At 71.5% G+C, this 15163-nt stretch carries 10 protein-coding genes; 9 read left to right on the top strand and 1 reads right to left on the bottom strand.

Features of this window, described 5'->3' with window-relative positions; genetic code table 11:
- The first annotated feature begins 20 nt into the window (after positions 1-20).
- From R3E98_02315 to R3E98_02345, 7 genes are all read left to right on the top strand, one after another.
- Positions 21-845, top strand: a complete 825-nt coding sequence (locus R3E98_02315) for a M48 family metalloprotease (protein ID MEZ4422220.1) — start codon at positions 21-23, stop codon at positions 843-845.
- 45 nt (positions 846-890) lie between these two features.
- Positions 891-3752 carry an excinuclease ABC subunit UvrA gene (uvrA, locus tag R3E98_02320; protein MEZ4422221.1) on the top strand — a complete coding sequence of 954 codons (2862 nt, stop codon included), beginning with the start codon at positions 891-893 and terminating at the stop codon, positions 3750-3752.
- A 275-nt stretch (positions 3753-4027) separates the two neighbouring features.
- Positions 4028-4426 (top strand): hypothetical protein, encoded by a 399-nt coding sequence (locus R3E98_02325; GenBank protein MEZ4422222.1) that lies wholly within the window; start codon positions 4028-4030, stop codon positions 4424-4426.
- Positions 4427-4432: 6 nt separating this feature from the next.
- A complete protein-coding gene (locus R3E98_02330; GenBank protein ID MEZ4422223.1) occupies positions 4433-5296 on the top strand; it encodes a PspA/IM30 family protein in 864 nt (287 codons plus the stop codon).
- 145 nt (positions 5297-5441) lie between these two features.
- Entirely contained in the window at positions 5442-6314 is an 873-nt protein-coding gene (locus tag R3E98_02335) for a D-amino acid aminotransferase (protein MEZ4422224.1), read from the top strand.
- Positions 6311-7348 carry an MBL fold metallo-hydrolase gene (locus tag R3E98_02340; GenBank protein MEZ4422225.1) on the top strand — a complete coding sequence of 346 codons (1038 nt, stop codon included), beginning with the start codon at positions 6311-6313 and terminating at the stop codon, positions 7346-7348. The genes R3E98_02335 and R3E98_02340 overlap by 4 nt, the downstream gene beginning before the upstream one ends.
- 81 nt (positions 7349-7429) lie before the next feature.
- Positions 7430-8749, top strand: a complete 1320-nt coding sequence (locus tag R3E98_02345) for a hemolysin family protein (GenBank protein ID MEZ4422226.1) — start codon at positions 7430-7432, stop codon at positions 8747-8749.
- Here the strand turns inward: R3E98_02345 and R3E98_02350 are convergent.
- Positions 8740-9999 carry a DUF1343 domain-containing protein gene (locus tag R3E98_02350; GenBank protein ID MEZ4422227.1) on the bottom strand — a complete coding sequence of 420 codons (1260 nt, stop codon included), beginning with the start codon at positions 9997-9999 and terminating at the stop codon, positions 8740-8742. The genes R3E98_02345 and R3E98_02350 overlap by 10 nt on opposite strands.
- A 144-nt stretch (positions 10000-10143) precedes the next feature.
- On the opposite strand from R3E98_02350, the gene R3E98_02355 reads away from it, so the two are divergent.
- Positions 10144-11985, top strand: a complete 1842-nt coding sequence (locus R3E98_02355) for a glycoside hydrolase family 3 N-terminal domain-containing protein (GenBank protein MEZ4422228.1) — start codon at positions 10144-10146, stop codon at positions 11983-11985.
- Entirely contained in the window at positions 11982-15134 is a 3153-nt protein-coding gene (locus tag R3E98_02360; GenBank protein ID MEZ4422229.1) for a glycoside hydrolase family 3 N-terminal domain-containing protein, read from the top strand. Before R3E98_02355 ends, R3E98_02360 begins: the two co-directional genes overlap by 4 nt.
- The last annotated feature ends 29 nt before the right edge of the window (positions 15135-15163 follow it).

Genomic DNA, 15163 nt, shown 5'->3' on the forward strand with positions numbered 1-15163 from the left:
CGCGACTCGAGGGACCCACGATGCAGAGAACCAAGGTCTTCGGCCTGATGGCGGTCATGACGGCGATGTTCGTCGTCGTCGGGGGCGTGTTCGGCGGTCGGGGTGGGGCGCTGACGTTCTTCCTCTTCGCCGCGGTCATGAACTTCGGCATGTACTGGTTCAGCGACCGCATGGTGCTCCGGATGTACCGGGCCCGTACGGTGGGCCCCGAGGACGCACCCGAGCTGTACGCGATGGTGGACCGTCTGCGGCAGCGCGCCAGCCTGCCCATGCCGACGCTGGCCATCGCGCCGCAACAGCAGCCCAATGCGTTCGCCACCGGCCGCAATCCGGAGCACGCCGTGGTCTGCTGCACCACCGGCCTGCTGGAGCTGATGAGCGAGCCCGAGATCGAGGGGGTGCTGGCGCACGAGCTGGCGCACATCAAGCACCGGCACATGCTGACCGGGACGGTGGCGGCCACGATGTCCGGGGCCATCGCGTCCCTGGCGCGCTGGGGCTTCCTCCTGTCGCGCGGGGACGACCGCAACCCCGTCGTGGGCATCGCCATGATGATCATCGCGCCCATCGCGGCGTTCATCATCCAGATGGCCATCAGCCGCCAGAACGAATTCCAGGCCGACCGTACGGCGGCCGAGATCGTCGGGCGCCCGGACGGCCTCATGCAGGCCCTGGAGCGGCTCGACATGGCGTCCCGGCGCATCCCCATGGACGTCAACCCCGCGGCGGCGCAGCTCGCCATCGTGAACCCTCTCGCGGGCGTGCGCGGAGGCGGCTTCATGAAGCTGTTCAGCACGCACCCGCCCACCGCCGAGCGCATCGCCGCGCTGCGGGCGCTGCGGTAGGAGGGCCCGACGCTGCCGGTTTCGATCGATCCTCGCGAGCACCTCGTGGTCCGGGGTGCTCGCGAGCACAACCTCCAGGACATCGACGTCTGCCTTCCCCGGAACCGACTGGTCGTCATCACCGGCCTGTCGGGCTCGGGGAAGTCGTCGTTGGCCTTCGACACCATCTACGCCGAAGGCCAGCGGCGGTACGTCGAGTCCCTCTCCGCCTACGCCCGTCAGTTCCTCGGGCTCATGGAGAAGCCCGACGTCGACACGATCGAAGGGCTGTCGCCGGCCATCTCCATCGAGCAGAAGACGGTCAGCCGCAACCCGCGCTCGACGGTCGGGACCGTCACGGAGATCTACGACTACCTGCGCCTGCTCTTCGCCCGGGTGGGCACGCCGCACTGTCCGACGTGTGGCGCGCCGGTGGAGCGTCAGTCCGCGACGCAGATCGTCGGGCGCCTGCTGGAGCTGGGCGACGGCACCAAGATCGAGATCCTCGCTCCGCTGGTGCGCGGTCGGAAGGGCGCGTTCCGCGATCTCTTCGAGAAGGCGCGCAAGGAGGGGTTCGTGCGGGCGCGGGTGGACGGGACCGTCCATGATCTGACGGATCCACCCACGCTCAACCGCTACGAGAACCACGAGATCGCCATCGTCGTGGATCGGCTGGTCCTGAAGCAGGAGGAGCGGGACCGCCTCGCCGATTCCGTCGAAACGGCGCTCAAGGCCGCCGAGGGCGTCGTGGAGGTGACGGAGCACAAGGGCAAGACCCCGGTGCGCCACCTGTTCTCCGAGCACTATGCCTGTGTGGAATGCGGGACGGACCTGCCCGAGCTGGAGCCCCGCCAGTTCTCCTTCAACTCGCCGTTCGGCGCCTGTCCCGACTGCGGCGGATTGGGCACACGCAAGGAGGTCAACCCCGAGCTGCTGCTCGCGGACCCCTCCGTGTCCCTGCTGGAAGGCGTCGTCCTGCCCTGGGGAGAGCCCACCGGCAACCTGCGCCATTCGCTGATCCCCGGGCTCGCCGCGGCCTACGAGTTCGACGCCAACGATCCCTGGTCCAGCCTCTCGCGCGAAGCGCAGAAGGCGATCCTGCAGGGTTCGGGCAAGATGAAGATCCGCTTCCCCTACCGTGCGGGCAGCAACAAGGGGCACTACGAGGATCGCTGGGAGGGCGTCGTCGCCAGCGTCGAGCGTCGGTACGCCGAGACCAAGTCGGATCAGGTCCGGGCGCAGCTCGAGGAGTACATGTCCACCCTGCCGTGCACGGCGTGCGGCGGCAGCCGGCTGCGGCCCGAGTCGCTCGCCGTGCGCATCGGCGGTCGCTCCATCTGGGACGTGGTGGACGCCCCCATCGACGAGGTGCTCGACTTCGCCACGCGCTTGCGTGTCCAGGGCGAGCGGGCCTCACGCAAGGCCGTGGACATGCGTCCGCTGCCGCAGGAGATCGCGGGCCCCATCCTCAAGGAGGTACGCGAGCGCCTGGGCTTCCTCACCGACGTGGGGCTGGGCTACCTGACGCTCTCGCGCTCGGCGGAGTCGCTGTCCGGCGGGGAAGGGCAGCGCATCCGCCTCGCCACCCAGATCGGGAGCCGCCTTGTCGGCGTGCTGTACATCCTGGACGAGCCGTCCATCGGTCTGCACCAGCGCGACAACGCGCGCCTGCTCGGCACGCTGGAGCGCCTGCGCGAGCTCGGCAACACCGTGATCGTGGTCGAGCACGACGAGGATACCATCCGGGCCGCCGACCACATCGTGGACCTGGGACCGGGAGCGGGCCGGGCCGGCGGGCGCGTGGTGGTGGAGGGGACCCTGCAGGACGTGATGGCGAGCGACGCTTCGCTGACCGGCGCCTACCTCTCCGGCCGGCGCGCCATCCCGGTGCCGGAGCAGCGGCGCGACGCCGGCGAGCAGGGGTGGCTCGTCGTGCGCAACGCCCGCGAGCACAACCTGAAGGACCTCGACGTCCGCATCCCGCTGGGGTGCTTCGTGGCGGTGACCGGGGTCAGCGGCTCGGGGAAGTCCACGCTGGTCAACGAGACCCTGTATCGGGCCCTGGCCCGGCGACTCTACCGCTCCAAGGCCCTGCCCGGCGCGCACGACGGCATCGAAGGGCTCGAGCGCGTGGACAAGGTCATCGAGGTGGACCAGTCCCCGATCGGACGTACGCCGCGCTCCAACCCGGCCACGTACACGGGGCTGTTCACGCCCATCCGGGATCTGTTCGCCAGCCTGCCCGAATCCCAGATGCGCGGCTATTCCGCCGGCCGCTTCTCCTTCAACGTGAAGGGGGGGCGCTGCGAGGCCTGCGCCGGCGACGGCCTGGTCAAGATCGAGATGCACTTCCTGCCCGACGTGTACGTCCCGTGCGACGTGTGCCGCGGGCGGCGCTACAACCGCGAGACGCTGGACGTCTTCTACAAGGGCAAGAACATCGCCGACGTCCTCGACATGACCGTCGAAGAGGCAGTGGAGTTCTTCGATGCGGTGCCGCGGATCCGCGAGAAGCTCTCCACGCTCGCCGACGTGGGATTGGGCTACGTCCACCTGGGTCAATCGGCCACGACGCTGTCGGGCGGGGAGGCCCAGCGGGTCAAGCTGGCGACCGAGCTGAGCAAGCGCGCCACCGGGAGCACCGTCTACATCCTGGACGAGCCCACGACCGGCTTGCACTTCGAGGACGTGCGCGTCCTGCTGGAGGTCCTGCATCGCCTGGTGGACCTCGGCAACACGGTCGTGGTCATCGAGCACAACCTGGACGTCATCAAGACGGCCGACTGGATCCTGGACCTGGGTCCGGAGGGCGGTGCCGGAGGGGGCCGTCTCGTGGCCGAGGGCACGCCCGAGACGGTGGCCGGCCGCTCCCGCTCCCACACCGGGCAGTTCCTGGTTCCGCTGCTGGAGGGGGCCGGCGCGGTCTGAGGGCCCCGCGGCCGGGCGCGTCGCCGACCGCCCCGCCGCCGCCTCGCGTGGCACGACGGGCGGAATTACCTTCCGGAGCCAAACCCGTGCGAAACCGACGCTTCCGGCCTTCCGTACGGAGGTGCGCGGTGCGGTCGGCCCCCGGGGCGGTCGCGCCCCGGTGAACAGGACGGCCCCCGGGGCCGTAGCAACGAAACCCAGTGCTCGGCGGCGCGGCCCCGCCGCGACCGGTGGCCGCGCGCCGCCGGAGCCCGAGCCTTGCCCGAGACGGAACCATGGTGAGCCGAGACGATCTCGAGAGCTTCCTGATCCGCATGGACGTGGATTACACGGAAGTCGCCGAGGGCATGTTCGTGGTACGGAGCCGCGAAGGTGGCCCCACGGTGGTCCTCCACCACTCCCCCCCGCTCCTGGTGGCGCGCCTCAAGGTCATGACGCTGCCGGAGAAGAACGGCCTGTCGGACCTGTATCGCATGCTGCTGGAGCTGAACGCCACCGACATCGTGCACGGGGCCTACGGGATCGAGGAGAACGAACTCATCCTGTCGCACACGCTGGAGCTCGAGACGCTCGACTACCACGAGCTCCAGGCTTCGCTGGAGAGCCTGCAGCTGGCCGCCTCCGGACATCTGGACCGCATTCGTTCCTTCGCGTCCGCGGGCGTGGAAGGCTGAGGATCTATGGGAATCCTGCAGAAGATCTCGACCGTCTTCAAATCGAACATCAACGACCTCATCGCCCGGGCCGAAAACCCGGAGAAGATGCTGAACCAGATCATCCTCGACATGAGGGATCAGCTGGCGAAAGCAAAGCGTGAGGTCGCGGCCGCCATCGCCGACGAGCGCAAGCTGCGCCAGCAGCTCGACGACGAGGTGAAGCAGGCGCGCGAGTGGGAGCACCGCGCCATGCTCGCGGTCAAGGAGAACCGGGACGACCTGGCCAAGCAGGCCCTGATGCGGCAGCAGGAGCATGCGGGCCGCGCCGCCACGCTGGAGCAGACCTGGGCCGCCCAGTCCGCCGAGACCGAGAAGCTCAAGAACTCGTTGCGGCAGCTCAACGACAAGATCGAAGAGGCCAAGCGCAAGCGGAACCTCCTCATCGCCAAGCAGAAGCGCGCCCAGGCCCAGAAGCGCATCCACGAGACCATGGCGGGCCTGTCGGACACCTCCGCCTTCGAGGCCTTCAATCGCATGGCCGAGAAGATCGAGGAGCAGGAGCGTCAGAGCCTGGCCTCGGCCGAGGTGACCGAAGCCCTCCAGGGCGACACGCTCGAGGACGAGTTCGTGCGCCTGGAGGCGGGCAGCGGCGGTGCGGACGTGGAAGGCCGCCTGTTGGCGCTCAAGCAGCAGATGGGCCTGCTCGGCAGCGGCTCGGGCGAGCCGCCCCGGCAGCTCTCCGCGGGCGAGGGTGACGCGGACGAAGCCGCCGCCTCCGACGAGGAGGACGACGAGAACGCGCCGGTGTCCGCGGACGCGAATCATGTGGTCCGCGACGCCGAGCTGCTGGAGGAGTTCGAGCGGCTGGAGCGCAAGGGCCTCAACTGATCCGGTACGCCCGCCAGGGCGGCCCGGGCGTGCCACGGCCCCGATCCGAACGGGGGTGGCGGCGCGTGCGTGAATCGACGAGCGTGGAGTGGGTGGGGCCGTCCGGCTCCACCCGCTTTCCGTTCCTGCGGGGGGAGGGAGTCGCGTGAGCGTGGTCTATCTGAATGGGGAGTACGTGCCCGCGTCCGAGGCGACCATCCCGGTCGGCGACCGCGGGTTCCTGTTCGCGGACGGCATCTATGAGGTCGCGGCCGCCTACGAGGGGCGCTGGCTCCGCCTGGACGCGCACGTGGCCCGCATGCGCGCCGGCCTGCAGGCCTTGTCCATCGACTTCGACCCGGACGCGCTCGTCCCGGTGCACGACGAGCTGCTCGAGCGCAACGGCCTCTCCACGGCACCCGCTGCGATCGTCTACGTGCAGGTCACGCGCGGCGTGGCGCCCCGCAGCCACGCGTTTCCCGACCCCGCGGTGCCCCCGACCGTCTACGCCTTCGCCAAGGAGTACCGCCGCCCCGAAGCCACGCGCTGGGCGCGGGGCTTCCGCGCCATCACGGTGCCGGACCCACGCTGGGCCCGCTGCGACATCAAGTCGATCGCGCTGCTCCCCAACGTGCTTGCGCAGCAGGCCGCCGTCGAAGCCGGCGTCGAGGACGCGATCTTCGTCAAGGACGGCGTGGCCATCGAAGGCGCGCACAACAACCTCTTCGCCGTGGTGGACGGGACGGTCGTGACCTACCCGAAGTCCAACTACATCCTGCCCGGGATCACGCGCGACCTGGTGATCGAGCTCGCCCACGAGGTGGGGATCCCGCTGCAGGAGCGGCCGCTCCGCCTGGAGGAGCTCTTCCGCGCGGACGAGGTGTTCACCACCGGCACCACCACCGAGGTGAGGCCGCTGGTGGAGGTGGATGGACGGCCGGTGGGGACCGGCGCGGTGGGGCCGGTGGCGCGTCGGCTGCACGAGGCCTTCTGCGCGGCAGTGGGGGCCCTGACACCGAGCGCGACCGGCGCCCGATGAAGCGCCGCCGCGGAGCCGGAGTCGCGCGTTCCAGCGCGACCCTGCTCCTCGGGACCACGCTCCTGGCGGCCGGGTGTGCCGTGCTCGGCGATCCGGACCCGCCGCGCGGGGTCGTGCCCTGTTGTGCGGGGGGGAGCGGCGAGCTGTCGCTCACCTATCTGGGGGTGGGCGGCTGGCTCATCGAGTGGCGGGGCAGCCGCATCCTGACCGCTCCGTTCTACACGAATCCGTCCTCCACACGCGTGGCCTTCGGGCAGATCACCTCCGACACGGCCCTGGTCGAGCGCCTTCTGCCGCCCGTGGAGGACGTCGAGGCCATCCTGGTGGGACACGCCCACTACGACCACCTGATGGACGTCCCGTACATCGCGCGGCAGCGCGCCCCCAGGGCCACGGTGTACGGGAGCGCCACCACACGGAACCTCCTGGCGGCCGTGCTGGACACGGCCCGCGTGAGCGCGCTGAACCCCGTGGCGGGCACGCCCGAGCGTCCCGGCCGGTGGATCCCCCTCGCGAACGGCCGGATGCGCATGATGGCCATCGAGACGCGTCACGCTCCACACTTCCCCATGGTGGAGCTCTTCGAGGGCACCGTCGATACGGCCCTGACGACGTTGCCCCCCCGGGCCGACGGGTGGAAGGGGGGTGTGGCCTATGCGTTCCTCCTCGACTTCCTGGACGCAGAGGGCCGCGTGGCGCACCGCATCCACTACCAGGATCTGGCCAGCACCGAGCCGTGGGGGCTGGTGCCGCCCCTCCCTCCGGAGGATCGGGCTCCGGTGGACGCGATCATCGTGTGCCCTCCCAGCTTCGACCACGTGGAGCGCTATCCGGAGGCGATCGTCGAGAACACGCGCCCCGAGCACGTCTTCCTGGGGCACTGGGAGGATTTCTTCGATCCTCCGACCCCGGAACCGCGCTCCGTGCCCCTCACCGACCTCGGCGCGTTCATCCGACGTCTGGAGGCGGTGTTGCCGCCCGGGTCCACCTGGACCCGGCCGCTGCCCGGGGAGCGGTTCGACCTGGGGGGATGAGGGACCGAGCGGTCACGCGCGTCGTGTGGGCGCGGAACGCGCTCGGTGCGCACGTTCCGCGGCGACCCGCTAGCATACGGGATGGAACCCCACGGACCCCTCGCGATCGGTCTGGGGCTGGCGGCGGTGCTCGTGCTGGTCCTGGCCAACGCCTACTTCGTGGCCGCGGAGTTCGCCCTCGTCGGTGCCCGCCGTACGCGCCTGGAAGCGCGCGCGGCCGCGGGCGACGCCAAGGCGCGACTGGCGGTGCGCGCGCTGGAGTCGCTCGACCGCTACATCTCCGCGACGCAGCTCGGCATCACGCTGGCGTCGCTGGGCCTGGGCTGGATCGGCGAGCCGGCGCTCGCGGGCCTGATCGAGAGCAGCTTTGCCGTGCTGGGCGAGTCGCTCGGCAGCCTGGCCAGCCACTCCGTGGCGGTGGGCATCGCGTTCGCGATCATCACGATCCTGCACATCGTGCTCGGTGAGCTCATGCCCAAGGCGGTCGCGCTCCTGCACCCCGAGTCGCTCTCCGCCTGGTTGATCGGACCGTTGATGGCCTTCACGTGGGTCATGGCGCTTCCCATCAAGATCCTCAACGGGTCTGCGAACGGGTTGCTGCGCCTGCTCGGCATCCGACCCCCGGAGGCCCACGAGCGCCTGCACTCGGCGGAGGAGATCCGCATGCTGATCGAGCAGGGGGAGCAGGGCGGGGCCATCGCGGAGGAGCAGGCGCGCCTGATGGAGGGCGTGTTCGACTTCGGCGCCGGGCTGGCGTCCGACGTCATGACGCCGCGCGCCCGCATGATCGTGGTCCCGTCCTCCTGGACCGTGGGCGAGGCCGCGGCTCGCGTCGGCGAGGTGGGACGCTCCCGCTACCCGGTGCAGGGGGACGGCCCGGACGACATCGTGGGCGTGCTGCACGCCAAGGCCATCCTGGCCGCCCTGCGGGAAGACCCGGCCCGTCCCGTGACCGCGCTGATGGATGCGCCGCTGTTCGTCCCGGAGACCCGGCGCATCCGCGACGTGCTCGCGGACATGCGCGCCGGCCCCAGCCACATGGCGATCGTCCTGGACGAGTTCGGCGGGACGGCGGGCCTGGTCACGATGGAGGACCTGCTGGAGGAGATCGTGGGCCCGATCGCGGACGAGTACGATCCCGACCTGGAGCGCGAGGAGGGGCCGTCGGCGGACCTCGACGGTACGACACCGCTGGAGACCCTCCCGTGGGTACCCGACGACACCCTGTCCGCCACCTACCAGACGCTGGGCGGCTACCTCTTCGGCGCCCTGGGCCGGGTGCCGCGGCTCGGAGACCGGGTGCGGGTAGGACCGCGCGTGGTCGAGGTCACCGACGTGCACGGCCCCCGCATACGGGCGGTGCGCGTGGTGGAGCCCGCCCGGGGCCCGGATCAGGGGTAGATCAGATAGCGCTGCCGGAGCGTCTCGAAGGCCGCGCGTTCCGCGGCCCACGTGGCGGTGACCGCGGCGAGCCCCTGCTCCTGCTCGATGCCCCTGCGCAGCGCGTCGGTCCCGGCCAGCCGGTCGAAGTGGCCCTCGCGCCAGTCCCAGCGATCTCCGGCCATGCGCCGGCTCTCGATCAGCAACGCCACCGCGGTCTGCACGGGGTCGTAGCCCGGTCCGGTCACCGTGAGGCGCACGCCGTGCACGGTCTCGTCGCCGTACATCCCGTCCCCCGGCTGGCGGGGCGTGAACGAGACCGGCTCGAAGCCCACGCCCTGGAGGTCGTACTCCCGCATGCGGCGGATGAGCTCGGCCCCGTCCAGCCAGGGAGCCCCGATCTGCTGGAACGCCTGGCCGGTGCCCCGGCCCACGGACACGTTCGTGCCTTCGAACAGACAGGTCCCGGCGTAGTGCAGGGCGCTCTCGAGCGAGGGCATGTTCGGCGACGGCGGGATCCAGGGCAGACCCGTCTGGTCGAACCGCAGCCCCCGGCTCCAGCCGCTGAGCGGGGCGACCGCCAGATCCACCTGCACGCCGAACTCCCCCACCATCATGCGGGCCATCTCGGCCGGGGTCATGCCGTAGCGCATCGGGATGGGGTAGCGGCCCACGAAGGTGCTCCAGGCCGGGTCGAGCACGTTGCCCTGGACCGTCGCGCCGTCGATCGGGTCGGGGCGATCCAGGACCACGAACGGGATGCCGGCCGCTCCGGCCGCCTCCATCGCCAGGGCCATCGTGGAGATATAGGTGTAGTACCGCGTGCCTACGTCCTGGATGTCGTACAGGAGGACGTCGATGCCCTCGAGCATGGCGGGTGTGGGTTGGCGGGTGGAGCCATACAGCGAATGGATGGGCAGGCCGGTGGCCTCGTCCCGCCCGCTCTCCACCAACTCCCCGGCCTCGGCGGCGCCGCGGATGCCGTGCTCGGGCGAGAACAGCGCCACCAGTTCCACCTGCGGGTGCTCGTGCAGACGATCGATGGACGAACGTCCTTCGCGGTCCACGCCCGTGTGATTGGTGAGCAGGGCCACGCGCCGGCCCGCCACCAGGTGGATCGAGTCGGCCAGCAGGGTCTCGATGCCGGGCTGCACGACGGCGGCCGGGGTGGCGACGCCGTCGGCGGCGGACGCGGTGCGATCGCCCTGGGCGCCGCAGCCGGCGGCCGCGAGCACGACCCACAGGCACCGTGCGTGGTACGATTGTGGCATCCGGAGTACGTTCATTAGCTTGCGGGCGATTTACGGGCCCTGGGGCCGCGTGACGGAGCACGTTGCCGGCCGGCCGGTCCCGCGTCAATGCGTGCGCACCCGCACCCCAGCCGGAACCGCAACAGGAGTCCCAGCAGGACGACGATGACGCACGCCTCCGCGCCCGCCCCCCTCCGCGGTTCGATCGCGCTCGCGCGCACCGGCCTCCTGGCCGCGCTGCTCGGACTGTCGCTGGCGGCCTCGCTCGCGGCCCAGACCGAGGCCTCCGCGAGCGATCCCTCCGGCACCGACGAAGCCTATCCGTGGGCCCGGGCCACGCTGGCCGGCATGACGCTGCGGCAGAAGGCGGGCCAGGTGCTGATGCCGCTCGTGGACGGGTCGTTCGCCCCGGCCGGCTCCGACAGCCACACCCGGGTGCTCGACGCCATCGAAGGCGCCGAGGTGGGCGGCATCATCGTCACGGTGGGCTCCCCCACCGAGGTCGCGGTCAAGCTCAACTACCTGCAGGGTCTGTCCCGGCTCCCGCTCCTGGTGGGGGCGGATCTGGAGGAGGGGCCCGGCTTCCGCTTCGACGGCATCGTCCGGGTCCCCGGCGCCTACGAGCTGGGGGGAGCCACGACCTTCCCGTCCCTCATGGCCATCGGGGCCACGGGAGATCCGCAGTATGCCTACCAGGCCGGCCTGGCCACCGGGCGCGAGGCGCTCGCGCTCGGGATCCACATGCCGTTCGCGCCCGTCCTGGACGTCAACAACAACCCCGACAACCCCATCATCAACACCCGCTCGTTCGGGGAGGACCCCCAGCAGGTCGCCGTGATGGGGTCGCTGTTCACACGGGGACTGCAGGAGAGCGGGGCCATCGCCACCGCCAAGCACTTCCCGGGGCACGGGGACACCGACACGGACTCGCACCTCTCCCTGCCGGTCATCCGCGCCACGCGGCAGCGGCTGGACTCGGTGGAGCTGGTGCCGTTCCGCCGCGTGATCGACGAGGGCATCGGGGCCATCATGACCGCGCACATCTCGCTGCCCGAGGTGACCGGGGAGCAGAGGATGCCGGCGACGCTGTCGCCGCGGGTCATCGGGGGTCTGCTCCGGCGGGACCTGGGCTTCCAGGGCCTGGTGGTCACGGACGCGATGAACATGGGTGCGGTCGACCGGGCCTTCGGGCGTGGCGAAGCGGTGGTGCGGGCGCTGCTGGCCGGTGCCGACATCATCCTGATGCCGCCGAGCCCGGAATCGGCCGTCAACGCCATCGTGGCGGCGGTCGAAGGCGGTCGCCTCCCGGTGGCCCGGCTGGACGAGGCCGTCACGCGCATCCTGCAGGCCAAGGAGGCGCTGGGATTGGACGTGCGGCGCACGGCCGACATCGCCAGCGTGCTCTACACGGTGGGGATCCCCGAGCACCGCGCGCTGGCCGACGAGATCGCCGCCCGCTCGCTCACGCTGATCAAGAACGACCGGGTGCTCCCGCTGCGCGGGACCCGGCAGGCCCGGGTCTTCTCGCTCACCTATCGCCGGGAGAGCGACCTGCTGGCGGGGCGCGCCTTCGATCGGGCGTTGCGCTCCACCTATCCCCGGTTGCGCACCGAGAGCGTGGGCCGCGACACCGACGCGTCCGTGTACGCCCGGCTGGCGCGCGAGGTGCGCCAGTACGACCTGGTCGTCATCTCCACGTACGTCGCGGCGGTGTCGTCCTCGAACCAGATCGGGGTGGCGGAGGGGCTGGTGGACATCCTCGAAGGGCTGGTCGACGCCGGAGTTCCGCACGTCGTGGTCTCGTTCGGCAGCCCGTACCTGATCCGCGATTTCCCCGACGTGCGCGCCTTCGTGGCGGCTTGGAGCGGCGCCGCGGCCAGCCAGACGGCCGCAGCCAACGCGCTCTTCGGGCGGCGCGAGTTCACGGGTCGGCTTCCGACCAGCGTGCCGCCCGACTATCCCATCGGACACGGTCTGACCGTGCGCGGCTCCGGAGGAGATCGGTGAAGCGTTCTCCCGTCCCCCGCCTCGCCCTCTTCGTGCTCCTGTCCGGATGCTCCGGAGGCGGGCCGGCCCCGGTGGGGGGAAGCGCTCCCGCGGCGCCGGCCTATCGCCGCGCGGCGGATGCGGCTCCGCCGCTCGTGGACGCGCTGGACTTCGCCGCGGAACGCTGGATCGAACAGACCGCTGCCAGCCTTTCGCTGCGCGAGGAGGCCGGGCAGCTCGTGATCCCCTGGATCCCGGGCGCCTACGCCTCCACGTCCAGCCCGGAGTTCCTGGAGATCGCCGACCAGGTCGAAGGATTGGGACTGGGCGGCGTCTCCATCTCGATCGGATTGCCGCATTCGTACGCGGCCAAGCTGAACGAGCTGCAGCGGCGGGCGCGCGTGCCGCTCCTGGTCACGTCCGACTTCGAGAACGGCGGCCCGGGCATGCGCATCAACCATGTCTACGCCGTGCCCACGCTGCTGCCCCAGGGCGGTGGGACCAGCTTCCCGCCCACCATGGCGTTCGGTGCCATCGGCGACGAGGACGCGGCCTACGAGTATGGTCGCATCACGGCGGTGGAGGCGCGCGCGGTCGGCGTGCACATGATCTTCGCGCCCGTCCTGGACGTGAACTCCAATCCGGACAACCCCATCATCAACACGCGCTCCTTCGGGGAACGCCCGCTGGACGTGGCCCGGCTGGGCGTGGCCTTCATCGAAGGGGCGCGCGCCGGGGGCGCGCTCACGACCGCGAAGCACTTCCCCGGCCACGGGGACACCGAGACCGATTCACACCTGGCCCTACCCGTCGTGACCGCCGACCAGGCGCGCCTGGATCGCTTCGAGCTGGTGCCCTTCCAGGCCGCCATCGACGCGGGCGTGGACGCCGTGATGACGGCGCACGTGGCCGCGCCGGCCATCCTGGGGGAGGATGCGCCGCCCGCGACCCTGTCGCCGTACTTCATGACGCGCCTGCTGCGCGACGAGATGGGCTTCGACGGTGTGCTCTTCACGGACGCGCTGCGGATGGCGGCGATCACCGACGCCTACGGTGCGGGCGAGGCCGCGGTGATGGCGCTGGAGGCGGGCTCCGACGTCATCCTGGCGCCCGTGGACGCCGGGGAGGCCGTCGCGGCCGTGGTGGACGCCGTCGAGTCGGGACGTCTGCCCCGTGCGCGGGTGCAGGCGTCCGTGCGGCGGATCCTGGCGCTCAAGGCGCGGGTGGGCCTGCACGAGCGGCGCTTCGTCGATCTCGAGGCCGTGGACGAGGTCGTGGGCGCGGCGGCGCACGTGCACGAGGCCGAGCGCGACGCCGAGCGAGCGCTCACGCTGGTGGAGGATCCCTTCGGGCTCCTGCCGCTGGATCCGGTCCGCCGGCGCCGCGTGCTGTCCATCACGCAGGCGCGCGCCGCCGATCCGGTGGCCGGGCTCGCGTTCGATGCCGAGCTGCGCCGCTACGGGCTGGATGTGCGCAGCGTACGCGTGGACGAGCAGACCCCGGCGCCACGCTACGCGGAGCTCTCCGCGCTGTCGGACTCGATGGACGTCGTGGTGGTGAGCGCCTACACGCCGCCCGCGGCGGCCGTGGGCTCGGTCGCGGCGCCCCCGGGCTTGAGCGCGCTCGTGGCCGACCTGCGGGGCCGCACGCCCGTCGCGGTCGTCTCGCTGGGCAATCCCTACCTGCGCTCCGCCTTCCCCCACGCGGATGCGTATCTCATCGGGTGGGGCCCGCGCGAGATCCCGCAGCAGGCCGCCGCGCGCGCGCTCGTGGGTGCGGTGCCGATCACCGGGCGCCTGCCCATCGCCCTTCCCCCGGTCGCCCACCTGGGCATGGGGCTGGACCGCGCCGGGACGGGGGTGCGGCCCGTGGTCGACAGCCGGGATCCGCTCGCCGAGGCGGGCGTCCTGCCCGGGCGCGCCCCCGAGGCCCGCCCGCTCACGGCTGCGGCGCGGGGCCGTCAGGACTCCGGCGTGCGCGTCTCGCCGCTCGAGATCGCGGCGGACTCGGTGGACATGTCGGAGGCGGTGCTGGCCGAGCTCGATTCGCTGGTGCTGCGGGCCGTGGCCGACGGCGTGGCTCCCGGCGTCGCGCTGGCCGTGGGCCGGCGCGGTCGACTGGTGCGGCTGCGGGGCTACGGTCGCCTGGACACGGAGCCGCTCTCGGCGCCCGCCGATGCGGCTACGCTCTGGGATCTGGCCTCGTTGACCAAGGTGATCGGCACCACGACGGCCGCCATGCTGCTGGTGGAAGAGGGCAGGCTGGACCTCGACGCGCCGGTGATCCGCTATCTGCCGTCCTGGGCCGACGGCGACCCGCGCAAGCGCGATGTGACCGTGCGCGACCTGCTGTTGCATCGCGCCGGGCTGCCCCCCTTCCGGCAGTGGTACCTGGAGGAGCGGGGCCTGGACGCGTACCGGCGCGTGATCGACGGGCTGGCGCTGGAGCGGGCGCCGCGCGAGGAGACGGTCTACTCGGACATCGGGTTGATGACCGTGGGCTTCATCGTGGAGCACGTGAGCGGCGTGACCCTGGACACGTTCCTCGAGGAGCGAGTGTTCCGACCCCTGGGGATGCTGGACACGGGGTTCCGCCCCGGCCCCGAGCTGCTGGAGCGGATCGCGCCCACCGAGATCGACCGCATCGTGCGCATGCGCAAGGTCCGGGGCGAGGTGCACGACGAGAACGCCTGGGCGATGGGCGGGGTGGCCGGACACGCCGGGCTGTTCTCCTCCGCCCGCGATCTCTCCATCTTCGCGGCCATGATGCTCGCCAACGGCACCGTGCCCGCCTGCCGCCCCGAGCCCGGATCGGGTGTGCCCTGCAACGGGCCCCGCCTGCGGTCGTCGACGCTGCTGAACGCGTCCACCATCCGGCTCTTCACCCTGCGGTCCGAGGGCGGCTCCAGCCGTGCGCTCGGATGGGACACCCCGAGCGGGGGCTCGTCGTCCGCCGGCCAGTACTTCTCGCGGCGCTCCTTCGGGCACACCGGGTTCACGGGCACGTCCATCTGGATGGATCCGGAGCGCGACCTCTTCGTCGTGCTGCTCACGAATCGCGTGAACCCCACGCGCGAGAACCAGACGCACGTCCCCTTCCGGCGCGCCGTCCACGATCTGGCCGCGCGGGCCATCCTGGACGTTCCGGTCGAGCGCCGGGGATCGCCGTAGCGTGCGGCGCCCCCGTCGCGCGTCCGCCC

It is taken from the genome of Gemmatimonadota bacterium, from assembly GCA_041390125.1.
Taxonomy (GTDB): domain Bacteria; phylum Gemmatimonadota; class Gemmatimonadetes; order Longimicrobiales; family Gaopeijiaceae; genus JAGQIF01.

What these genes read in the sequence shown, in the direction of transcription:
- R3E98_02315 (MEZ4422220.1), top strand. Translation starts at nt 21, where the DNA reads ATGCAGAGAACCAAGGTCTTCGGCCTGATGGCGGTCATGACGGCGATG.
- R3E98_02340 (MEZ4422225.1), top strand. Translation starts at nt 6,311, where the DNA reads ATGAAGCGCCGCCGCGGAGCCGGAGTCGCGCGTTCCAGCGCGACCCTG.
- R3E98_02355 (MEZ4422228.1), top strand. Translation starts at nt 10,144, where the DNA reads ATGACGCACGCCTCCGCGCCCGCCCCCCTCCGCGGTTCGATCGCGCTC.
- R3E98_02325 (MEZ4422222.1), top strand. Translation starts at nt 4,028, where the DNA reads ATGGTGAGCCGAGACGATCTCGAGAGCTTCCTGATCCGCATGGACGTG.
- R3E98_02345 (MEZ4422226.1), top strand. Translation starts at nt 7,430, where the DNA reads ATGGAACCCCACGGACCCCTCGCGATCGGTCTGGGGCTGGCGGCGGTG.
- R3E98_02330 (MEZ4422223.1), top strand. Translation starts at nt 4,433, where the DNA reads ATGGGAATCCTGCAGAAGATCTCGACCGTCTTCAAATCGAACATCAAC.
- R3E98_02350 (MEZ4422227.1), bottom strand. Translation starts at nt 9,999, where the DNA reads ATGCCACAATCGTACCACGCACGGTGCCTGTGGGTCGTGCTCGCGGCC.